The organism is Pollutimonas rozaliensis (genome assembly GCF_048751585.1).
In the GTDB taxonomy this organism is placed as follows: domain Bacteria; phylum Pseudomonadota; class Gammaproteobacteria; order Burkholderiales; family Burkholderiaceae_B.
Genome location: NZ_JAZHOB010000004.1, coordinates 15499 through 32823, shown reverse-complemented (window position 1 = coordinate 32823; position 17325 = coordinate 15499). Strand labels below are relative to the sequence as shown.

19 protein-coding genes are annotated in these 17325 nt (G+C 61.9%); 4 read left to right on the top strand and 15 right to left on the bottom strand.

Translation table 11 applies throughout. From position 1 onward, the window contains the following. Nucleotides 1-4 precede the first annotated feature (4 nt). Nucleotides 5-1099 carry a BMP family ABC transporter substrate-binding protein gene (locus V0R37_RS08320; protein WP_420374082.1) on the top strand — a complete coding sequence of 365 codons (1095 nt, stop codon included), beginning with the start codon at nucleotides 5-7 and terminating at the stop codon, nucleotides 1097-1099. A gap of 111 nt (nucleotides 1100-1210) precedes the next feature. On the opposite strand, the gene V0R37_RS08315 is transcribed toward V0R37_RS08320, so the two are convergent. The 4 genes from V0R37_RS08315 to V0R37_RS08300 all read right to left on the bottom strand — a co-directional run bounded on the left by V0R37_RS08315 (nucleotide 1211) and on the right by V0R37_RS08300 (nucleotide 5567). Continuing rightward, nucleotides 1211-2206: an aldo/keto reductase gene (locus V0R37_RS08315; RefSeq protein WP_420374081.1), complete on the bottom strand. Its 996-nt coding sequence runs from the start codon at nucleotides 2204-2206 to the stop codon at nucleotides 1211-1213. Between the two features lie 87 nt (nucleotides 2207-2293). Continuing rightward, nucleotides 2294-3277, bottom strand: a complete 984-nt coding sequence (locus V0R37_RS08310) for a Bug family tripartite tricarboxylate transporter substrate binding protein (RefSeq protein WP_420374080.1) — start codon at nucleotides 3275-3277, stop codon at nucleotides 2294-2296. Nucleotides 3278-3325: 48 nt separating this feature from the next. After that, nucleotides 3326-4465, bottom strand: a complete 1140-nt coding sequence (locus V0R37_RS08305) for a CaiB/BaiF CoA transferase family protein (RefSeq protein WP_420374404.1) — start codon at nucleotides 4463-4465, stop codon at nucleotides 3326-3328. 118 nt (nucleotides 4466-4583) lie between these two features. Next, nucleotides 4584-5567 carry a hydroxymethylglutaryl-CoA lyase gene (locus V0R37_RS08300; protein ID WP_420374079.1) on the bottom strand — a complete coding sequence of 328 codons (984 nt, stop codon included), beginning with the start codon at nucleotides 5565-5567 and terminating at the stop codon, nucleotides 4584-4586. 153 nt (nucleotides 5568-5720) lie between these two features. On the opposite strand from V0R37_RS08300, the gene V0R37_RS08295 reads away from it, so the two are divergent. Next, complete coding sequence (locus V0R37_RS08295; RefSeq protein WP_420374078.1) at nucleotides 5721-6662, top strand: LysR family transcriptional regulator; 942 nt, start codon at nucleotides 5721-5723, stop codon at nucleotides 6660-6662. Here the strand turns inward: V0R37_RS08295 and V0R37_RS08290 are convergent. Together V0R37_RS08290 and V0R37_RS08285 are read right to left on the bottom strand one after the other, a co-directional pair. Then, a complete protein-coding gene (locus V0R37_RS08290; RefSeq protein WP_420374077.1) occupies nucleotides 6612-8012 on the bottom strand; it encodes an MATE family efflux transporter in 1401 nt (466 codons plus the stop codon). The two genes, V0R37_RS08295 and V0R37_RS08290, sit on opposite strands and share 51 nt — an antisense overlap. A 26-nt stretch (nucleotides 8013-8038) precedes the next feature. Next, entirely contained in the window at nucleotides 8039-8476 is a 438-nt protein-coding gene (locus V0R37_RS08285; RefSeq protein ID WP_420374076.1) for a PaaI family thioesterase, read from the bottom strand. A gap of 60 nt (nucleotides 8477-8536) precedes the next feature. Here V0R37_RS08285 and V0R37_RS08280 point away from each other — a divergent pair, with 60 nt between their 5' ends. Together V0R37_RS08280 and V0R37_RS08275 are read left to right on the top strand one after the other, a co-directional pair. Beyond that, a complete protein-coding gene (locus V0R37_RS08280) occupies nucleotides 8537-8935 on the top strand; it encodes a hypothetical protein (protein WP_420374075.1) in 399 nt (132 codons plus the stop codon). Between the two features lie 128 nt (nucleotides 8936-9063). Continuing rightward, a complete protein-coding gene (locus V0R37_RS08275) occupies nucleotides 9064-9630 on the top strand; it encodes a copper chaperone PCu(A)C (protein WP_420374074.1) in 567 nt (188 codons plus the stop codon). A gap of 5 nt (nucleotides 9631-9635) precedes the next feature. Here V0R37_RS08275 and V0R37_RS08270 read toward each other — a convergent pair whose 3' ends face one another. The 9 genes from V0R37_RS08270 to tolQ form a co-directional block, all read right to left on the bottom strand. Then, nucleotides 9636-10457, bottom strand: coding sequence for an alpha/beta fold hydrolase (locus tag V0R37_RS08270; RefSeq protein WP_420374073.1), 822 nt, complete (start codon nucleotides 10455-10457; stop codon nucleotides 9636-9638). Between the two features lie 9 nt (nucleotides 10458-10466). Further along, nucleotides 10467-11264 carry an ABC transporter ATP-binding protein gene (locus V0R37_RS08265; RefSeq protein WP_420374072.1) on the bottom strand — a complete coding sequence of 266 codons (798 nt, stop codon included), beginning with the start codon at nucleotides 11262-11264 and terminating at the stop codon, nucleotides 10467-10469. Between the two features lies 1 nt (nucleotide 11265). Then, complete coding sequence (locus V0R37_RS08260) at nucleotides 11266-12309, bottom strand: FecCD family ABC transporter permease (protein ID WP_420374071.1); 1044 nt, start codon at nucleotides 12307-12309, stop codon at nucleotides 11266-11268. Beyond that, nucleotides 12309-12998, bottom strand: coding sequence for a tol-pal system protein YbgF (ybgF, locus tag V0R37_RS08255; protein WP_420374070.1), 690 nt, complete (start codon nucleotides 12996-12998; stop codon nucleotides 12309-12311). The genes V0R37_RS08260 and ybgF overlap by 1 nt, the downstream gene beginning before the upstream one ends. Nucleotides 12999-13070: 72 nt before the next feature. Continuing rightward, nucleotides 13071-13568: a peptidoglycan-associated lipoprotein Pal gene (pal, locus tag V0R37_RS08250; RefSeq protein WP_420374069.1), complete on the bottom strand. Its 498-nt coding sequence runs from the start codon at nucleotides 13566-13568 to the stop codon at nucleotides 13071-13073. A gap of 33 nt (nucleotides 13569-13601) precedes the next feature. Then, nucleotides 13602-14912, bottom strand: a complete 1311-nt coding sequence (gene tolB / locus V0R37_RS08245; RefSeq protein WP_420374068.1) for a Tol-Pal system beta propeller repeat protein TolB — start codon at nucleotides 14910-14912, stop codon at nucleotides 13602-13604. Nucleotides 14913-14927: 15 nt separating this feature from the next. Next, complete coding sequence (tolA, locus tag V0R37_RS08240) at nucleotides 14928-16160, bottom strand: cell envelope integrity protein TolA (protein ID WP_420374067.1); 1233 nt, start codon at nucleotides 16158-16160, stop codon at nucleotides 14928-14930. A gap of 42 nt (nucleotides 16161-16202) precedes the next feature. Further along, nucleotides 16203-16649 carry a protein TolR gene (tolR, locus tag V0R37_RS08235; protein WP_420374066.1) on the bottom strand — a complete coding sequence of 149 codons (447 nt, stop codon included), beginning with the start codon at nucleotides 16647-16649 and terminating at the stop codon, nucleotides 16203-16205. Then, on the bottom strand, nucleotides 16649-17323 hold the full coding sequence (gene tolQ / locus V0R37_RS08230) for a protein TolQ (RefSeq protein WP_420374065.1): 675 nt from the start codon (nucleotides 17321-17323) through the stop codon (nucleotides 16649-16651). The genes tolR and tolQ overlap by 1 nt, the downstream gene beginning before the upstream one ends. Between the last annotated feature and the right edge of the window lie 2 nt (nucleotides 17324-17325).

Genomic DNA, 17325 nt, shown 5'->3' with positions numbered 1-17325 from the left:
AATCATGTCTGCAAAGTTTTTACGCCATGCGCTGTGTGCCGCGGTCATTGCGCCCGCGATCGCTTTTTCCGCTTCCGCCGCCGCGGCAGCCGGGCAAGAGCCGCTGAAGATAGGTTTCGTCTACGTCAGCCCCATCGGCGAGGCCGGCTGGACCTGGCAGCAGGACATCGGGCGCAAGGAAATGGAGCAGGCCCTGGGCGATAAGATCAAAACCCAGTTCGTTGAAGACGTTCCCGAAGGCGCCGACGCCGAGCGCGTCATACGCGACCTGGCCCAGCAGGGCAACAAGCTTATTTTCACGACTTCCTTCGGCTACATGAATCCCACGCTCAAGGTGGCAAAGCAGTTTCCCGATGTGAAATTCGTGCATTCCACCGGCTACAAGACGGCCGCCAATGTGGCCACCACCAATTCCCGCTTCTACGAAGCCCGCTACCTGGCCGGCATTCTGGCGGGCAAGATGACCAAGTCGAACGTCGCGGGCTATGTGGGCGCTTTCCCGATTCCCGAAGTACTGCAAGGCATTAATGCCTTTACGCGCGGCATGCGCAGCGTCAATCCCAATGCCGAAGTGCGCGTCATCTGGGTGAACAGCTGGTTCGATCCCGGCAAGGAACGCGATGCGGCCTTGGCGCTTATCGGCCAGGGCGCCGACATCGTTACCCACCATACCGATTCGACCGCCACGGTCCAGGCCGCCGAAGAGAAAGGCAAGTACGCCGTGGCCTACCATTCCGACATGAAGAAATTCGGGCCGAATGCCCAGCTTGCGGCAGTCACCCACCATTGGGGCAAGTACTTCACCAAGGAAGCCCAGGACGTATTGAATGGCGCATGGAAGCCGGACAGCACATGGGGCGGCATCAAGCAGGGCATGGCCGCGATCGAAGGATTCGGTCCCGCCGTGCCTGACGATGTGAAGAAGCTGGTGCTGGAAAAACAGGCTGAAATCGTCGCCGGAACCCTGGCGCCGTTTGCCGGACCCATCAAGGACAACGAAGGCAAGGTCCGCCTGGAATCCGGTGTTCTGGACGATGCGGGCCTGAACAAGATGAACTACTACGTCCAAGGCGTGGCGGGCAAGCTTCCCACCAAGTAAGCCTGCATGGCGCTACTTCAGGCCGGGCCTTTGTAAGCACATGGGGCCGGGTCTTGCAATCTCCCATGATTGCAAGATCCGGCCCCATTCTTTCCGTTGCGGGACCAGCCCTTATCGTCCGAAGAAGGGGTAGCTGGGGTCGTTGTATCCCAGCGTCGATGCATGGCCCGGCGTTACCAGGCCGTCCACCAGCGCTTCCTCCTCTGGGCTGATTTGCACATCGACGGCGGGGTAGTAGTCTTCCAGTTGCGCCAGCGTGCGCGGGCCGGCGATGACCGCGCTGACATGGCGGTTGGCCAGGACCCAGGCGGTGGCGAAATGCGCCAGCTTGATTCCGCGCTGCTCGCAATGCTCTTGCAGGCGTTGCGCAATGGCCAGCGACTCGTCGCGAAACTCCGTTTCCATCATGCGCTTGTCGCCGCGTCCCGCCCGGCTTTCCCGCGGCGGCGTCTGGCCGGCCCGATATTTTCCGGTAAGCACGCCGCGTGCGATGGGGCTGTAGGGCACGACACCTAATCCGTAGTGCCCGCAGGCCGGCAGTATTTCGACCTCGGGCCCGCGATTGAGCAGGTTGTAATAGGGCTGGCAAACCACGGGTTGCGGCACATTGGCTTGCTGGCACAGGCGAATGAATTCGGCGATGCGCCAGCCACGGAAGTTGGATAGACCGAAGGCGCGGATCTTGCCTGCGCGGATAAGGTCGCCCAGAGCGCGCACGGCTTCGTCCAGGTTTTCCTCGTGGAAGTCGCGGTGCAGGTAAAGGATGTCCAGATGGTCGGTGGACAGGCGGCGCAGGCTTTGATCCACCTCGTGCATCATCCAGTGCCGCGAATAATGCGATTGATTGGGCGCCTTGCTCATGGCATTGCCCAGCTTGCTGGCCAGCACCCAATCGTGGCGGTTCGCGCTGATCAGCTTGCCCACCATTTCTTCCGATGCGCCTTTGGTGTAGGTGTCGGCGGTATCGATGAAGTTGATGCCGTGTTCGCGGGCTGAATCGACCATGCTTTTTGCTTCCGCATAGTCGGTTTGATCGCCGAACATCATCGTGCCCAAGCAAAGATTGGAAACGCGCAGGTTGCTTGCGCCGAGGCGTCTGTAATGCATGGTGGTCGTCCTTCTTGTGATGGCTTGCTTTGAACGGGGGGTATCCTTATCCCGCAAAGTTAGCATAAAGAAGGACGACGGAGCTGCTTACTTCAATTCCATGCCTGCCGCTTTCACGACCTTGGCGTACTTGTCCAATTCCGCCTGGAAAAAACGGGCCGTATCGTCGGGATTCATCATCAGTATGGTATTGCCCTGGGTGGTCATGCTTCTCTTGACCTCGGGATCGGCGTAGGCGCTGGACACCTGGCTGTAGGCTTCCTTGGCCTTGTCGGCCGGCAGCTTGGCCGGACCGATGACGGCAAACCAGCCTTCGACGTAGTAATCGGGCAGGCCCTGCTCGGCTATCGTGGGCAGATCGGGCAGGGCCGGTATGCGCTTTTTTCCTCCCAGGCCGACGGCGCGCAGGCTGCCGCTTTTCAGTTGCGACAGAACGGAAGGCAGGGAAAGCACGCCAAAGTCCACCTGGCCGCCGATCAGGTCGGTCATCATGGGGCCTACGCCCTTGTAGGGAATATGGCGGGCCTGGACGTCGGCCTGATCCACGAACATTTCGGCTGCCAGGTGCAGTATGGTTCCGTTGCCGGACGAGGCAAAGTTGTAGCTGCCCGGCTTGGCCTTCAGCAAGGCAATCAGTTCCTTGATATTGTCGGCCGGCAGCTTCTTCGGATTGACCACCAGCAGTAAAGGCGTGGTGCCGATGACTGAAATGGGCGTTATGTCGGCGATGGGATCGAAGGGCACCGACTTGTATACGCTGGGGAAGATGACGTGGTTGTTGGACACGACGCCCAGCGTGTGGCCGTCCGGGACCGATTTGACCAGGGCCGAGGTACCCAGTATGCCGCCCGCGCCTGGCTTGTTTTCGATGACCACGGTGCGCCCGGCCGCCTTGGCCCATGCCTGGCTGGCGGATCGCACGATGGTGTCCACGCCGGAACCGGGCCCGACCGGCAATATCAGATTGATCGGCCGGTCGTTTTGCGAAAATGCCGAAAAAGGCATGGCGGCCGCGGCGCCGAATGCGGCCAGGATCTGGCGGCGGGTCGGATTCATGTTTGATGTTGTCATGTTGTCTCCATTTTTTATTGACGGGTTTGAATGCTTGGCGGGAAGGCGCTAGGCAACCGCGCCTTGCGCAATAAGGTGTTCGGCTTCTTCTTTGGAATAGCCCAGCCGGGCAAGCAGCTCGCCGGTGTGCTGTCCCAGGGCGGGCGGATTCAGGCGCACGCCCAGGCGCTCGCCCGACATGCTAAGGGGCAGCAGGGCGGCCTGGGCGGTGTGTCCCGCGCGTTCTCCGTCAGTCAGGCGTATGTCGGCCAGGCCGCCCGTGGCTTTCAGATGCGGGTCGTCGAACAATTCCTCGGGTTTGACGATGGGGGCGAAGGGCAGGCCGTTTTTTTCGAAGATGGCCGATAGCTCCTCGGCGCTGAAGCCCGCCAGCCTGGCGCGCAGGTCGTCCAATAGGGCCGGCCTTACACGGACGCGATCGTTGTTGGTGGCCAGCTCGGGCCGGGACAGCAAATCGGTGAAGCCCAGTGCGCGGCAGAAAGTCACCCATTGGGCATCGCTCACGGCCGCCAGGAATATCTGTTCCCCATCCTTTACCGTGAAAACATCGTACAAGGCCCAGGCGGAGATTCGTTCCGGCATGGGCGCGGCGGCAACGCCGGTAATGGCGTATTGCAGCATGTGCTGGCCGACCAGAAAGATATTGTTCTCGAACAGGGCCGACTGGACTTCCTGCCCCTTGCCTGTGATGCCGCGCTCTATCAGGGCCGCCATGATGCCGATCGCCCCGAACATGCCGCCCATGATGTCGTTGACGCTGGTGCCGGCGCGCAAGGGGTCGCCTGGACGGCCGGTCATATAGGCCAGCCCGCCCATCATCTGGACGACTTCGTCAAGGGCGGTGCGCAATTCGTAGGGGCCGGGCAGGAAGCCTTTCAGGCTGGCATAGATCAGGCGTGGATTGGCGGCGCTGAGCGCGGCGTAATCCAGCCCGTACTTGCGCATCATGCCGGGCCGGAAGTTTTCGGCGACCACGTCGGCCGACCCGGCCAGCTTGCGCGCGATTTCGACCCCCTCGGGGGTATGAAGATTCAGGCCTATGCTTTTCTTGTTCCGATTGAACATGGGAAAGAAGCCCGCGCCCGCGCCCAGAAGGTGGCGCGTTCTGTCCCCTTCGACAGGCTCTATCTTGATGACTTCCGCGCCCAGGTCGGCCAGCACCAGCCCGCAGGTTGGACCCATGACCATATGAGTGAACTCGACGACTCGAAGCCCGGTCAGCGGCAAGCGCCGTTTTGAGGCTACGGCGGACTGGCTTTCGGTTTGAGCCGGAGAAGGCTGATTGAGCGACAACATGCGTTTCCTGTTAATTATTTTGGCCGGGCCGATTCGCCGAGATCGGCGCCTTCGGCATTCCGGCCTGCCATAAGGCGCCGTGCAAGATTTCGCCCGAGAGCCACTGCGCGATCTGTCCGCGCAGCGCCAGCACGGCTTCGATATCGCAGCCCGTATCGATTCCCATGCTTTCAAGCATGAAGAGCAGGTCCTCGGTGGTGACGTTGCCGCTGGCGCCCGGCGCGTGGGGGCATCCGCCCAGGCCCGCAAGGCAGGCATCGAACCGGGTAATGCCGGTTTCCAGCGCGGCCAGGGCATTGGCCAGCCCTAGGCCGCGCGTGTCATGGAAGTGCGCGCAGCACAGCTTGTCGCCCAGAATGCGCATAGCTTGGGTAAACAGGCTGTCCACCGCCGCGGGGTGAGCATAGCCGACCGTGTCGGCCAGGCTGATGCGGTCGGCGCCGGCGTCCAGCAAGGCTTGCGCCAGCCGCAGGACCTCAGCGGGTTCGACATGGCCTTGCACAGTGCAGCCGAACGCCGTGCCGACGCCGCCTTCAATAATCGTCCTGGACCCCGCCGCGTCGCGGGCGGCCCTGATTCGGGCCACCTCGGCCACCACTTCGTCGGGTGTCTTGCGCAGGTTGGCCAGGCTGTGAGCGTGGCTGGCTGAAAGCGGCACGATCATCAGGTGGGCTTGGGCCGCCATGGCGTGTTCGGCGCCTTTCAGGTTGGGCACCAACACCGATGCCCGCAGTCCAGGCAATGTGTTCGCAAAGGCGACAAGCTCGCCGGTATCGGCCAGTTGGGGCATCAGGCGCGCGGGGACGAATGAACCGACCTCGATTTCATGCTGGCCCGCGGCATGGGCCGCCGCGATCCATTCCTTTTTCCGCTCGGTTGGAAGAGTCCGGGCGATGCTTTGCAGGCCGTCGCGCAAGCCCACTTCGCGCACAACGACGCGCTCGGGCCAGGTCTTGCACAAAGGGGCGGTGTGGCGGGTTTCGGTGACTGTCATGTCGAGCTTGCGCTGGAAAGCTGGGGAAGCCTTATTTTAGGTATTCTGAAAAATATGAAAAGCGCAGTTTTAGAACTATATAAGTTCCATTTTGGAATATCATAGGTTTCCATCATCCCCGCGTTTTAATTATTTCGTCCTGGAGCCACTGCTGTGCGAGATCTGGATCTGACCACGCTGCGATTGTTTGTCGCCGTCTGCGAGTTGCGCAGCATCGCCCGGGCGGGCGAACAGTCCAGCATTGTCGGCTCGGCCATCAGCAAGCGCCTGTCGGCGCTGGAAGAAACCGTCGGCGTGAAGCTGCTGATTCGGCGGCGGCATGGGGTAGCTCCGACGCCCGCGGGCGAAACCTTGCTGGAACATGCGCGTGCCATGCTGGCCAGCGCCGATCGCATACGGCGCGACATGCTGTCGTATGCGTCAGGCGTGAAAGGGCAGGTCAGGGTATTGGCGACCGTTTCGGTGTTGGCGGAGAAGCTGCCCGAAGACCTGGCGGTTTTTCTGCAAGATCCCGATTACCGCAACATACAGATAGACATCGAGGAACGCTTGAGCGTCGATGTCGTGCGTGGCATCAAGGAAGGCGTGGCATCCGTGGGGATCTGCTGGGATGTCGCCGACTTCCAGGGTCTGCTTACCCGCCCCTACCGGACCGACCGCCTGGCCATCGTCATGCATCCCGACCATCCGCTGGCGGGCTTCAAGGCGCTGCCGTTCGAAGCGACCCTGGATTACGAGCAGGTCAGCATATCGTCGGCCAGCGCCGTCCAGGTCATGCTCAAGCGCCAGGCAAGCCTGGCCGGCAAGCAATTGATCGAACGCGTATTCGTTTCGAATCTTAATGCCGTCCTGCGCGTTGTCCTGGCCAAACTGGCCATCAGCGTGCTGCCGATAGAGGTGGCACAGGCCTATGCCAATGTACAGGCCTTGCGCGTCATTCCGCTTACCGACGAATGGGCCAGCCGGAGATTCGCCCTGTGCTTCCGCTCGGAAGAGGCGCTGACGCCCGCCGCCAGGCTGCTGGTCGATCACCTGGGGTCTTTTTCAGTGGCGGAATCCGACTCGCCGGCTGTGGCGCACCCAGCGCACGGTTAGCAGCACGGCAACCACGCTCAGGCCGGTCGCCAGGCCGACCCAAACGCCTTGGCCGCCCCAACCCGCGCCGAAGGCCAGGAAGGCGCCGAAGGGCACGCCCAATATCCAATAGCCGAAAGCGGCAAGCAGCATCGGTACGCGGGTGTCGTGCAGGCCGCGCAGCATGCCCGCGCTGACGGCCTGCGCGCCATCGGCCAGCTGGAACAAGGCGGCAAGGGCAAGAAACTGTATGGCCAGCGCCACGACCTCTTTATTGGAGGGCAATTCGGTGTCGATGAACAGGCCGATAATCGTATGAGGGGAAAGCCACATGACCAGCGCCGCGAGGCCCATGAAACCGACTCCCATCGCATAAGAGGTCCAGCCCGCGCGCAGCATCTGCGGCAATTGCCGTCGGCCGGCGGCCAGACCGACTCGTATGGTCGCGACTTGCCCGAAGCCCAATGGAACCATGAAAGAAATCGAGGCGATCTGCATGGCGATGGCATGCGCCGCCAGCGCGGTCTTGCCTATCATCCCCATCATCATGACGGCCGCGTAGAACACCAGGGTCTCCAGCGTGAACGTGATGGCGATGGGAATGCCCAGCCGCCACAGTTCCGCCAAGCGCGTGAAATCCGCAAGCCAAAGGCGGCCAAAGAGCCGGTATCGGCGAAATCGCTTGTGGCGCGTCAACACCAGGGCCATGCCAAGAAACATGGCGATGCTGGAGCATGTGCTTGCAATGCCGGCGCCCTTGAGCCCCAGAGCCGGGAACCCCCAGTGCCCGAAAATCAGCAGCCAGCCCACCAGGGCGTTAAGCAAAATGGCCGCGCCGGCCACAAGCAACGTCCAGGCGGGCCGTTCCATGGCGGCAAGGACCGAACGCAATACGATATAGCCCAGGTAAGGCAACAACGCCCATTGCAGGGTACGCATCAGGCTGGCCGCATCGGCCGCCATGGCCGGTCTCTGTCCCATCAGCAGCAAAACCGGCTCGGCCTGCCACAATATCAACCACATGGGAAGGCAGATCAGCAGCGCCGACCATAGGCCCTGGCGCACAGTGCGCCGCACTTCGCGTACGGCGTTTCTGCGCCTTCCGAGTGTGGCGGCCAGCATGGGCATGGTCGCCGATACCAGGCCCATGCTGAAAATCATCAGGGTGTGATACAGGCTGACGGCCAGCGAGCCGGCCGCCAATTGGTCGGCGCCCAGCCTGCCCATGTAGATGAGGTCTGTGGTCAGCAGCGCTATCTGGGCCAGATTGGTGAAGATCAGCGGCCAACCCAGCCGCAGCGACGCACGGACTTCGCTTATCCATGCCCCGGCCGTCTCGGTTTTCCTGGTGTTCTCGTTTGAGTGGCCCATCGATAAATGTCGCCTGGAAACCGGCCTCAGGCGTTGCGGGGCAGCGCCCAGGTGCTGATCGCCTGAGCCACGGGCGCACCCCCCGCCTCGGGCACCAACAGGACCTCGCCGGCGGCCATGCGGCCGGTTTTCAGGATGGTGGCATGGGCCAGCACGCCTCCGGGCGGCGTCTTGCGCAGGAAGTTCATGCTAAGGCTGGCGGTAACCGCGTCACGATTTCCGGTGCCTCCGACGATGGCGGCATAGAGCGCCAGGTCGGCCAGGCCCATCAGCATGGGCCCGGCTATCATGCCGCCCAGCCTTTGGTGGGAGCGGCGTTCAGGCAGGCGCAATATCGACTTGCCCGCGCCGATTTCCAGGATGTCGATCTCCAATACCCCGGCGAAGGGGTGATGGCTATCCAGAAGCTGTTCGAATTCGGCAATCGTGATTTTGGGCGTGTCGGCGTGCGCGGTGGTGTTCATGCTGGGTGCGGTAGTGGCGGGTCTTTCGACATAGTACACTTCGATTCGATGGATAGGCCTATGCGTATTTTCTCTTCGGGAGCACGGTGGCGCGCTTTTTCGGGCGTGCTGCTGTTGGTGTTTCTGTTGCGCGCCGTGATCCCGTCGGGCTTCATGCCGGCGCAGGCGAACGGCCAGGCCGGCATCCCGGGCATGACTTTCTGCATAGCCGGCCTGCCCGCCGGCGTGGCGCAAAATGCGGTACCCCGAAAATCGAATGCGCCCACCGAGGCGCCAATACTTCACTGTGTCTTCAGCGCCGCGGCAAGCCAGGCGGTTCTGCCGCTGGCCGCGCCGGCGCTGACGCCGGCGGTTTTCTACCTTGCCTACGCCATTTTCATCATGCCGGCCGCGATGGTGCAAGCGCATATCGTGCGCGGGCCGCCGCTGGGCTCGCGAGCTCCCCCCTACCGCGCATGAAGCCCGGCGCCGCAAGCGCCGCGTACGATTCCGGCCGGGTTTGATCCGTATCAGGCATGGCCGGAAATTTCGAACGTATTGTGTTCGAGTAATCGAATAGAACCAATTCCATGATTTAGGATTTCGTGATGAAAAAAATAATTTTGACCTGCCTTCTGGCTTTTGGCGGCGCGTTGCCAGCCCTGTCCGCACAGGCTGCGAGTGTTCAAGCCCAGCAGGGTGATGCCGCGATGCCCATGGCCCACGCAGGCCATGCGCACGCCGCGCACGGCCACGACATGGGCGGTCAGGCGCAGGCCGCGGCCAAGGCCAAGACTTCTTCGACGCTGTCAGTTTCGGCTTGCTGGATCCGCTCGCTGCCCGCGCCGGCGCCGTCCGCCGGCTACTTTCTGATAAAGAATACCGGCGGCAAGCCCGTCAAACTGCAAAGCGCGGCGTCGGCCACTTACGGCATGGTCATGCTGCACCAGACCACTCATCAGGACGGCATGAGCAAAATGTCGGAAACGCATGACATCGTCATTCCGGCCGGCGGCCAGCTGGAGTTCAAGCCCGGCAGCTATCACGCCATGCTCGAGAAGCCGGCCGCCGCGCCGGCCGTGGGCAGCAGCGTAAGCATGAACTTCCTGTTCGACACGGGGGAAAAGGCCAGCGCGCAGTGCGAGGTCAAGCCGGCCAATACCAAAACGCATTAAGGCCGTCAGGGGCTGTGCGTTGATTCCAGGAATCGGGCGACCGCCTGGTTGAAGGCTTTGGGATTGGCCAGGTTCATGCCGTGCGACGCCAGCGGGATCGTCGTGCGGCTTGCCTGGCCTATGGCTTTCTCCAGGGCATCCAGCCTGCCGCCATAACGGGCGGGGCTGTTTGCCCCGCCTATCAGTTGCACCGGACATTGCAGGCGGCTTGCACGGTCCAGGTCGACGCACAGATTGACTTCCCGAAACTGCGACAGCAGCGTGTAGGCATTGTCCTTGACCATGGTCTTGAACCATCCGACCATTTGCTTCCATGTTCCCGGGCCATTGACCGCATCCACGAAGCGGGACAAGGCAAGTTCGATCTGCCCGTCTTGCAGCAGCTGGACGACCTCGCCATGGAAAGAGGGGGCCGGCGGTTCTCCATCCAGCTGGAATCCGGGATCGGCCAGGGTCAGGCTGCGCGTCAGCGCTGGAGCCGCGCAGGCCAGCTCCAGCGCCACCTGCGCTCCGCGCGAATGCCCCAGAATGTGAACCGGCCTGCCATCATCGATCTGCCGGATAAAGGCGGCCAGATCGCGGGTATGCCGCTCTATGCTGAAGCTGGGGTCCTCGGCGGTGAAGGCGTCCGGCCAGTATCCGCGCAGGCTGGGCGCGACCAGCCGATACTGGCCCGATAGCGCGGGCAGTTGCCAGCGCCAATAGCGGTAATCGCACAAGGATCCATGTATCAGCAGCAGCGTTTCGCCGCTGCCGGCCTCGATATAGTGCAGGGGATGGTCGGGATGGGCAAAGGTATGCCGCAGGGGTTCAAGGTTGGGCTGCATGGGATCAGACTAGAGTTGGATAAGGTCGTCCACCAGGACGTTGGCGTAGCCCAGGCTGCACGATTCGACGCGCGCGCGGACCTGGAAGGCCTGGGCAATGGATGCGGGCGTAATGACGGATAGCGGTTCCCCGGCAGCCAGCAGCCGCCCCTGATGCAGCAGCAGGGCGGTGTCGGCGTAGCGCAGGGCGATGTTCAAGTCATGCGCAACGATCACCACCAGCAGGCCGCGATCGGCGGCCAGCCGCTTTAGCAGCAGCATGGCGTGATGCTGGAAGTTAAGGTCCAGCGATGCCAGCGGTTCATCCAGAAGCAGCACGGCCGGCTCGTCGGCCAAAGCCTGCGCCAATCCGACCAATTGCTTTTGCCCGCCGGAAAGCTCGTCCAGGAAGCGCGGCCCCAGGCTGCCTATGCCCAGGCTGTCCAGCACAGCCTCGGTGCGCGCCATGGAGACGGCCGGGGCCAGGGCGCCGCGGGCGTTCAGCGCAACAAGCAAGGCTTCGGTGACGGTCAGGTGTATGGAGTCGGGCAGGAACTGCGGCAGGTAGCGGACGGTTTCGGCACGCGACCTGGCGGGCAGCCCGCGCAAATCCAACTTGTTCAGTGCCAGGGCATCGAAGCGGGCCGGAGCCAGTCCGGCAATGCTTCTGAGCAGTGTCGATTTTCCGCTGCCGTTGGGGCCCAGCAGCGCAACCAGTTCGCCGCCGCGCAAGGGCGGCAGCGTCAGCTCCCGCAGGACCTGATTGCCGCCCAGCTTGCATGACAGGCCTTCTACGTGAAGGATAGGGGATAGTGGCGGGCTGTTCATGCTAATGCACGGTCCGGCGCATCAGGGCAAGAATGAAGAACGGAATGCCCACCAGCGTCGTGACGATGCCCACGGGAATCACGGCATGGCTGCTGATAAGCTTTGCCGCGACCGAAGCACCGGCAAGGATGGCTGCGCCTATGCCCGCGCTGGCGGGCAAATACCAGCGGTGGTCCTCGCCCCATAGTCTCCTGGCGATATGAGGAGCGATCAGCCCTATGAAGCCGATGACCCCGACCAGGGCAACCGCCAGCGAGGCCAGTACGCTTACCCGCAATAAGGCGCCGCGCCGGATGCGCTGCGGATCGACACCGAAGCCGGCGGCACGATCGTCGCCGAAACGCAGGGCGGTAAGCTGCCAGGCGCGGCGCAGGGAAAAGGGAAGGGTGAGCAGCAGGGCTGCCGCCATCATGGAAAGCTTGATCCAGTCGCTGCGGGCCAGGCTGCCCATCATCCAGAACACCAGATCCTGCAAAGAGGCGGCATTGGCCGTCAATTGCACCAGGGACAGCAGGGCGTTGAAGGTGAACACCAGTGCAATGCCGAACAGGACGATGGCCGCGGCGCCGATCCGCGCCCGACGCGCCACGGCATCGAGCAGCAGCGTGCATAGCAGCGCCAGGACAAAGGCATTGAAGACCAGCGCGTACTGCGTGGGCATGAAGGGAAAATGCCAATCGAACACCAAGGTAACGCCCGCGCCCAAGGCGGCGGCGGACGAAACGCCAAGGGTGAACGGGCTGGCCAACGGATTGTTCAGCACGGTTTGCATTTCGGCGCCAGCCAGTCCCAGCGAGGCGCCGACCAGCACCGCCATCAAGGCTTGCGGCAGGCGTATTTCCCAGATAATGGCTTGTGTGGTTGGGTCGGCGAAGCCGGGAGACAACACCGCCTGCGCAAGCGCCGGCAGGTTTATGTCGGCCGGCCCCAGCGTCAAGTCGATGACGGCCAGGCAGGCGATGGCGGCGACGAGCAACGCCAGAAACGTCTTGCGGCGCCTCCATGCTTGCCGATAGGCGGCGCCGGCCGACATGCTGGCGGACATTACTGCAGTAGCTTCAGGCGGCTCTTGGCCGTTTCGGCGGCCGAAGTTTGCGGGTAGTCCTTGACGATTTTCTGCAGGCTGGCCTTGGCGCCGGCCATATCATTCAGTTCGATCTGGCTGGCGGCGATGACCAGCAGGGCATCCGGAGCGCGCGGGTCTTGCGGCGTGGCCTTGACCATGGCGGTCAGGCCCTGGATGGAACCTTTGAAATCCTTGCTGGCATAGCGGCTGCTGCCTTGATAGAAGCGCGCTTCAGGGGCCAGTTGGCTGTCCGGGTAGGCTTCCAGGAAGGTCGCGAAGCTGGCTGCGGCTTCTTTGTATTTGCCGGCGCGGAACAGGCCCATGGGCGTTTCATACGCGGCCTGCTCTTGCGGATCGGCCACTTTGGTGGTGTTGCCGCCCGATTGATCCTGGCTGGAGCGTTTCTCAAGATCGGCCTGCCAGTTCAATTGTTCCAGTTGGCCGCGCATGCTGGCCATTTCATGCTGCAGGACTTCCATCTGATCGGCCAGTTGCAAGCGTGCTTGCCGGTTCTGATCGGTCAACTGTTTGATCTGTTCGCGCAGTTCCAGAATGGCGCGACGCGCCTCATCGTCGGAAAATGCCTGTGCGGGGGCGGCAAATGCCGTAAACAGGGAGAGGCTGGTGGCGAGTACGACGGTGCGCAGGGACGTAGGATAAACGCTCATTTTCGGTTCCGTTCAAATGAAAACGCCGCGGCGGAATGCCGCCACGGCGTTGCAGGGAAACGCGTTCAGATATTACTTTTGATAAACAATATCTGCACGGCGGTTTTCAGCGTAGTCGGCTTCGGTGTTACCCAATGCCTTTGGACGCTCCTTGCCGAAGCTGATGGCTTCGATCTGGTTGCTGTTCACGCCAAGCAAAGTCATCATGCGTGCAACAGCGTCCGAACGGCGCTGGCCCAGGGCCAGGTTGTATTCGGAGCCGCCACGGGCATCGGCGTTGCCTTCGATGCGGATCTTTTGCTGAGCATGGCCGGTGAGGTAGGAAGAATGCATTTCCACCAGGCTGCGGTATTGATCAGGGACGGTGTAGCTATCGAAATCGAAATAGACCGAACGCTGTTGGGCGAGCGGGCTTTGCGGATTGAATGGGTCCATAATCTGCCCCGAACTGGCCGAGCCGTTGCCGCTGCCAGTTCCGCTGCCGGACTGGTCTAGAGGCACCGAGCTACATGCAGCCAAACTGGCTGCAAATACGGCTATTGTGAGGCTTCTTGCGATGCGCGAGCTCATTTAAGTTCCTTTGAAAAAGAGTCACACTGAAAATTAATTAGTAAATGGTCCCCAGGTCGGTTCGCGTACTTTGCCGTTAAGCGCTGAGAGCGTTTGACGTACGCGGCCATCAACAGAAGTAACAGCTAAAACACTACGGCCGCCTTGTACAGAACTATAAAGGATTTGCATTCCGTTCGGTGCAAAACTTGGTGACTCGTCATCGGGTCCGGCGGTTAGCAACTGTTCGGAACCGGACCCCATGTTTTGTATTGCAACCCGGAAAGCACCATTTCTACGTGTAACGTACACCAGGTTGTTTCCATCGGGCGACAGGGCCGGTGAGATATTGTAACTTCCGTTAAAGGTAATGCGTTGCGCATCCCCACCGCTGACAGGGACTTTGTAAATGTGCGGGCTGCCGCCGCGATCGCTGGTGAAAACGATGGATCCGCCGTCCGGTGTGTATTGCGGTTCGGTGTCGATCAGGGGTGAACGCATGATGCGCCGCAGTCCGGATCCGTCGGCATTGATGGTGTAGATTTGCGAGATGCTGTCGCGCGAAAGAACGATGGCCAGTTGCTGTCCGTTGGGCGACCATGCCGGAGCGCTGTTGTTGCCCTTGAAGTTGGCCAGCGGAACGCGCTGGCCCGACGCCAGGGTCTGCACGTAGACAACCGGCTTGCCGGATTCGAAACTGACATAGGCCAGTTGTTTGCCGTCGGGCGACCAGGCCGGTGAAATAATGGACTGCTTCGAGCGCAGCATCACTTGCGGATTTTGTCCGTCCGCGTCAGCAATTTGTAACTCATAGCTGTTGCCCGTTTGCAACACGTAGGCAATACGCGTCGAGAAGACGCCGCGCACGCCGGTAACTTTTTCGTAGATGCGATCCGCTATCTGATGGGAAATGCGGCGCAGCTCTTTTTCGGTGCCGGTGAACGCGACGCCGTCGAGTTGGGTCTTGCGAACCGAATCCACCAAGCGGTAGCTGACGTTGTATTGGCCGCCGGACTGCGTGATGGCGCCATAAGCCAGATAATCGGCGCCGCGATTGCGCCATTGGTCGTAAGCGATGGAGCTTTCCAGATTCAGGCCGGCGCCGGTGGCATTGATCAGTTGGAATTGGCCTGATCGGGTAAGGTCGGCGCGTATGACTTCGGCCACGGCCTGGCCTTGCGCGTCGCCGGCAAAATCGGCGATGGCGATGGGATACTGGGTGGCGCCTACCCCCGAAATGTCGACCCTTAGCTGGGCTTGGGCGGGACCTGCGGCAAGCAGGCCGGCGGCGAGCGCCAGTATCCCGAAAGCCCAGGCGCGCCAAAGGCTGGGCGCGGCGGTTTTGGCTGGAGTGACGGCTGTCATATCTACTATCTCCTGTTAATCGTACATTCGGTAGTCGCCCTCGATTTCCGAGGGGTATTTGCCTGATGGCGGTTTGGGGAAGGGCGAGCAGGCCTGAATACCCTTTCTGACCGCTTCGTCGAAACGGGGGTTCCCCGATGAGCGCCTGATATCGACGTTTTCGACGATGCCATTCGATTTGAGCTGTACCCTGTATTGTACTGTCGGGTTGCTGTTTCCTTGTTGCGGCGGCACGTTGTATACGACACGCGGGCGAACGCAGGCACGCACCTTGGCGGCATAGCCGCTGTCGCTGCCTCCGCCGCCAGACTGGTTTCGGTCGGCGGTACCGCCCGGTATGCCCGCCGCGCCCAAGGCGTCGCTGCGCATGGCTTCGCGGATGGCTTCACGCTTGGCGGCCGCCGCTTTTTCGGCTGCCGCTTTCTTGGCTGCCGCTTCCTTGGCCTTTTTCTCGGCCGCAGCCTTCTCGGTCGCGGCTTTTTCAGCCGCGGCTTTCTCGGCCGCCGCTTTTTCAGCGGCTGCCTTGGCTTTCTTTTCTTCCGCCGCCTTTTTCTCGGCCTCCGCCTTTTCGGCGGCGGCTTTCTCGGCTGCAGCCTTTGCCGCAGCCTCTTTCCGGGCCGCTTCTTCCTTGGCCTTCTTTTCGGCCGCTGCCTTTTCGGCTGCCAATTCGCGGGCCTTTTGCTCCGCCGCTTTTTCTTCCTGGGCCTTTTTGGCGGCTTCTTCCTTGGCTTTCTTTTCGGCTGCCGCCTTCTCGGCGGCGGCTTTTTCAGCCGCGGCTTTCTCCTGGGCTGCCTTTGCCGCGGCTTCCTGGGCGGCTTTTTCCTTCGCCTCGCGCTCTTTGCGGACTTTCTCCAGGGCAATGTCCGGATCTATTTCCGGCTCGGGTTCGGGAACCGGCGCCTTTTGCTGGGGTGGCGGCGGAGGCGGAGGCGGTGGAGGCGGCTCGGGAGCGGGCTGAGGCTCGGGCTCGGGCGTGGGTGGCGGCTCCGGTGCGGGTTCGGGCGGGGTGCTGGCTTCTTCCGCTGTTTCAGGTTCGGTGTCCGGTTCCGCGGCGGTAGGCGTCGTGCCGTCTGCCCATAGCTCCACCTGCACGGGGTTCGGATTGCTGGGCGAAGCGATGAAACCGAACAGCATGAACAGGATCAGGGCACCGTGTATGGCCAGCGCATAGCCCAGCGCCCGACGCTCATCCCGTTGTTCGGGAGTCGGCTGCTGGGTACTGCGGATGTTTTTCTGTGTCTGCTTCATTGCGTCGCGTGAAGTCCTGCGGGAAAGCCCGCTGGCGCAGCCTTATCTGTTTTGCTGTTCTGGATTCGATTTCTGGTCGACCAGCAAGCCCAGTCGCTGGATGCCGCTGCTGCGCAACTGATCCATGATTTTCATGACCGTTTCGTACGGCACTCGTCCGTCGGCGGCGATAACGACCGGGGTGTCCGCGGTCGCACGGGAGCGCACTTCGGTCACCAGGTCCTGGCTGTTGATCTTTTCGAATCCCGCGCCGGCGTCGCGCACGCGCAGGGAAATGGCGCCGTCTTCCTCTATCTGTACTTCCACGGGCTTGGACTGCACTTCGGCGGCTTGCCCCACGGAGGGCAGCTCGATAAGCCCGGGGGTGATCATGGGCGCGGTCACCATGAAGATCACCAGCAGCACGAGCATGACGTCGATGTAGGGCACCACGTTGATCTCGTTCTTCAGACGGCGGGAGCGGCCATTGCCGCCGCGGACGGATGGCATCAGCGCACCTGACGTTGCAAGATGTTCAGGAATTCGTCGATAAAGCTATCGAAACGAATGGACAGCCGGTCTATCTCGTTGGTGTAGCGGTTGTAGGCAAGCACCGCCGGGATCGCCGCGAACAGACCGATCGCCGTGGCAATGAGCGCCTCGGCGATACCGGGGGCGACGGCGGAAAGCGTGGCTTGCTGCATCGAAGATAGGCCGATGAAGGCATGCATGATGCCCCATACCGTGCCCAACAGCCCGATATAGGGGCTGACCGATCCGGCCGAAGCCAGAAAGTTCAGGTGCGATTCCAGGCTGTCCATTTCCCGCTGGTAAGTGGCCCGCATGGCGCGGCGCGGGCCGTCCAGCAAGGCTTCTCCCCCTCCGTTGTTGCGGCGGGCCTTGATGAATTCGGTCATGCCGGCGTCGAAGATCCGTGCCAGGGCGCCATGTTCGGTCCGGCGCGTGGCAACGGCCTGCTGCAAAACCGACAGGTCGCCGCCCGCCCAGAAATCATCTTCGAAGCGGCGCGTTTGTTCATTGGCGCGTTTCAGGGTGGCGCGCTTGCTGAAAATATAGGTCCAGGACAGTATCGAGATGCCCAGCAAGATAAGCATGACGACCTGCACGGGAATGCTGGCATCGACTAATAAGGTAAGCAACGACAGGTCGCTAGTGGGTTGCATGG

Coding starts and splice junctions, on each gene's coding strand:
- V0R37_RS08300 (WP_420374079.1), bottom strand. CDS start 5,567: ATGACAGTCACCGAAACCCGCCACACCGCCCCTTTGTGCAAGACCTGG.
- V0R37_RS08285 (WP_420374076.1), bottom strand. CDS start 8,476: ATGAACACCACCGCGCACGCCGACACGCCCAAAATCACGATTGCCGAA.
- V0R37_RS08265 (WP_420374072.1), bottom strand. CDS start 11,264: ATGAACAGCCCGCCACTATCCCCTATCCTTCACGTAGAAGGCCTGTCA.
- V0R37_RS08305 (WP_420374404.1), bottom strand. CDS start 4,465: ATGGTCATGGGTCCAACCTGCGGGCTGGTGCTGGCCGACCTGGGCGCG.
- V0R37_RS08275 (WP_420374074.1), top strand. CDS start 9,064: ATGAAAAAAATAATTTTGACCTGCCTTCTGGCTTTTGGCGGCGCGTTG.
- pal (WP_420374069.1), bottom strand. CDS start 13,568: ATGAGCTCGCGCATCGCAAGAAGCCTCACAATAGCCGTATTTGCAGCC.
- V0R37_RS08270 (WP_420374073.1), bottom strand. CDS start 10,457: ATGCAGCCCAACCTTGAACCCCTGCGGCATACCTTTGCCCATCCCGAC.
- V0R37_RS08280 (WP_420374075.1), top strand. CDS start 8,537: ATGCGTATTTTCTCTTCGGGAGCACGGTGGCGCGCTTTTTCGGGCGTG.
- V0R37_RS08260 (WP_420374071.1), bottom strand. CDS start 12,309: ATGTCCGCCAGCATGTCGGCCGGCGCCGCCTATCGGCAAGCATGGAGG.
- V0R37_RS08320 (WP_420374082.1), top strand. CDS start 5: ATGTCTGCAAAGTTTTTACGCCATGCGCTGTGTGCCGCGGTCATTGCG.
- V0R37_RS08290 (WP_420374077.1), bottom strand. CDS start 8,012: ATGGGCCACTCAAACGAGAACACCAGGAAAACCGAGACGGCCGGGGCA.
- ybgF (WP_420374070.1), bottom strand. CDS start 12,998: ATGAGCGTTTATCCTACGTCCCTGCGCACCGTCGTACTCGCCACCAGC.
- tolQ (WP_420374065.1), bottom strand. CDS start 17,323: ATGCAACCCACTAGCGACCTGTCGTTGCTTACCTTATTAGTCGATGCC.
- tolB (WP_420374068.1), bottom strand. CDS start 14,912: ATGACAGCCGTCACTCCAGCCAAAACCGCCGCGCCCAGCCTTTGGCGC.
- tolR (WP_420374066.1), bottom strand. CDS start 16,649: ATGCCATCCGTCCGCGGCGGCAATGGCCGCTCCCGCCGTCTGAAGAAC.
- V0R37_RS08315 (WP_420374081.1), bottom strand. CDS start 2,206: ATGCATTACAGACGCCTCGGCGCAAGCAACCTGCGCGTTTCCAATCTT.
- tolA (WP_420374067.1), bottom strand. CDS start 16,160: ATGAAGCAGACACAGAAAAACATCCGCAGTACCCAGCAGCCGACTCCC.
- V0R37_RS08310 (WP_420374080.1), bottom strand. CDS start 3,277: ATGACAACATCAAACATGAATCCGACCCGCCGCCAGATCCTGGCCGCA.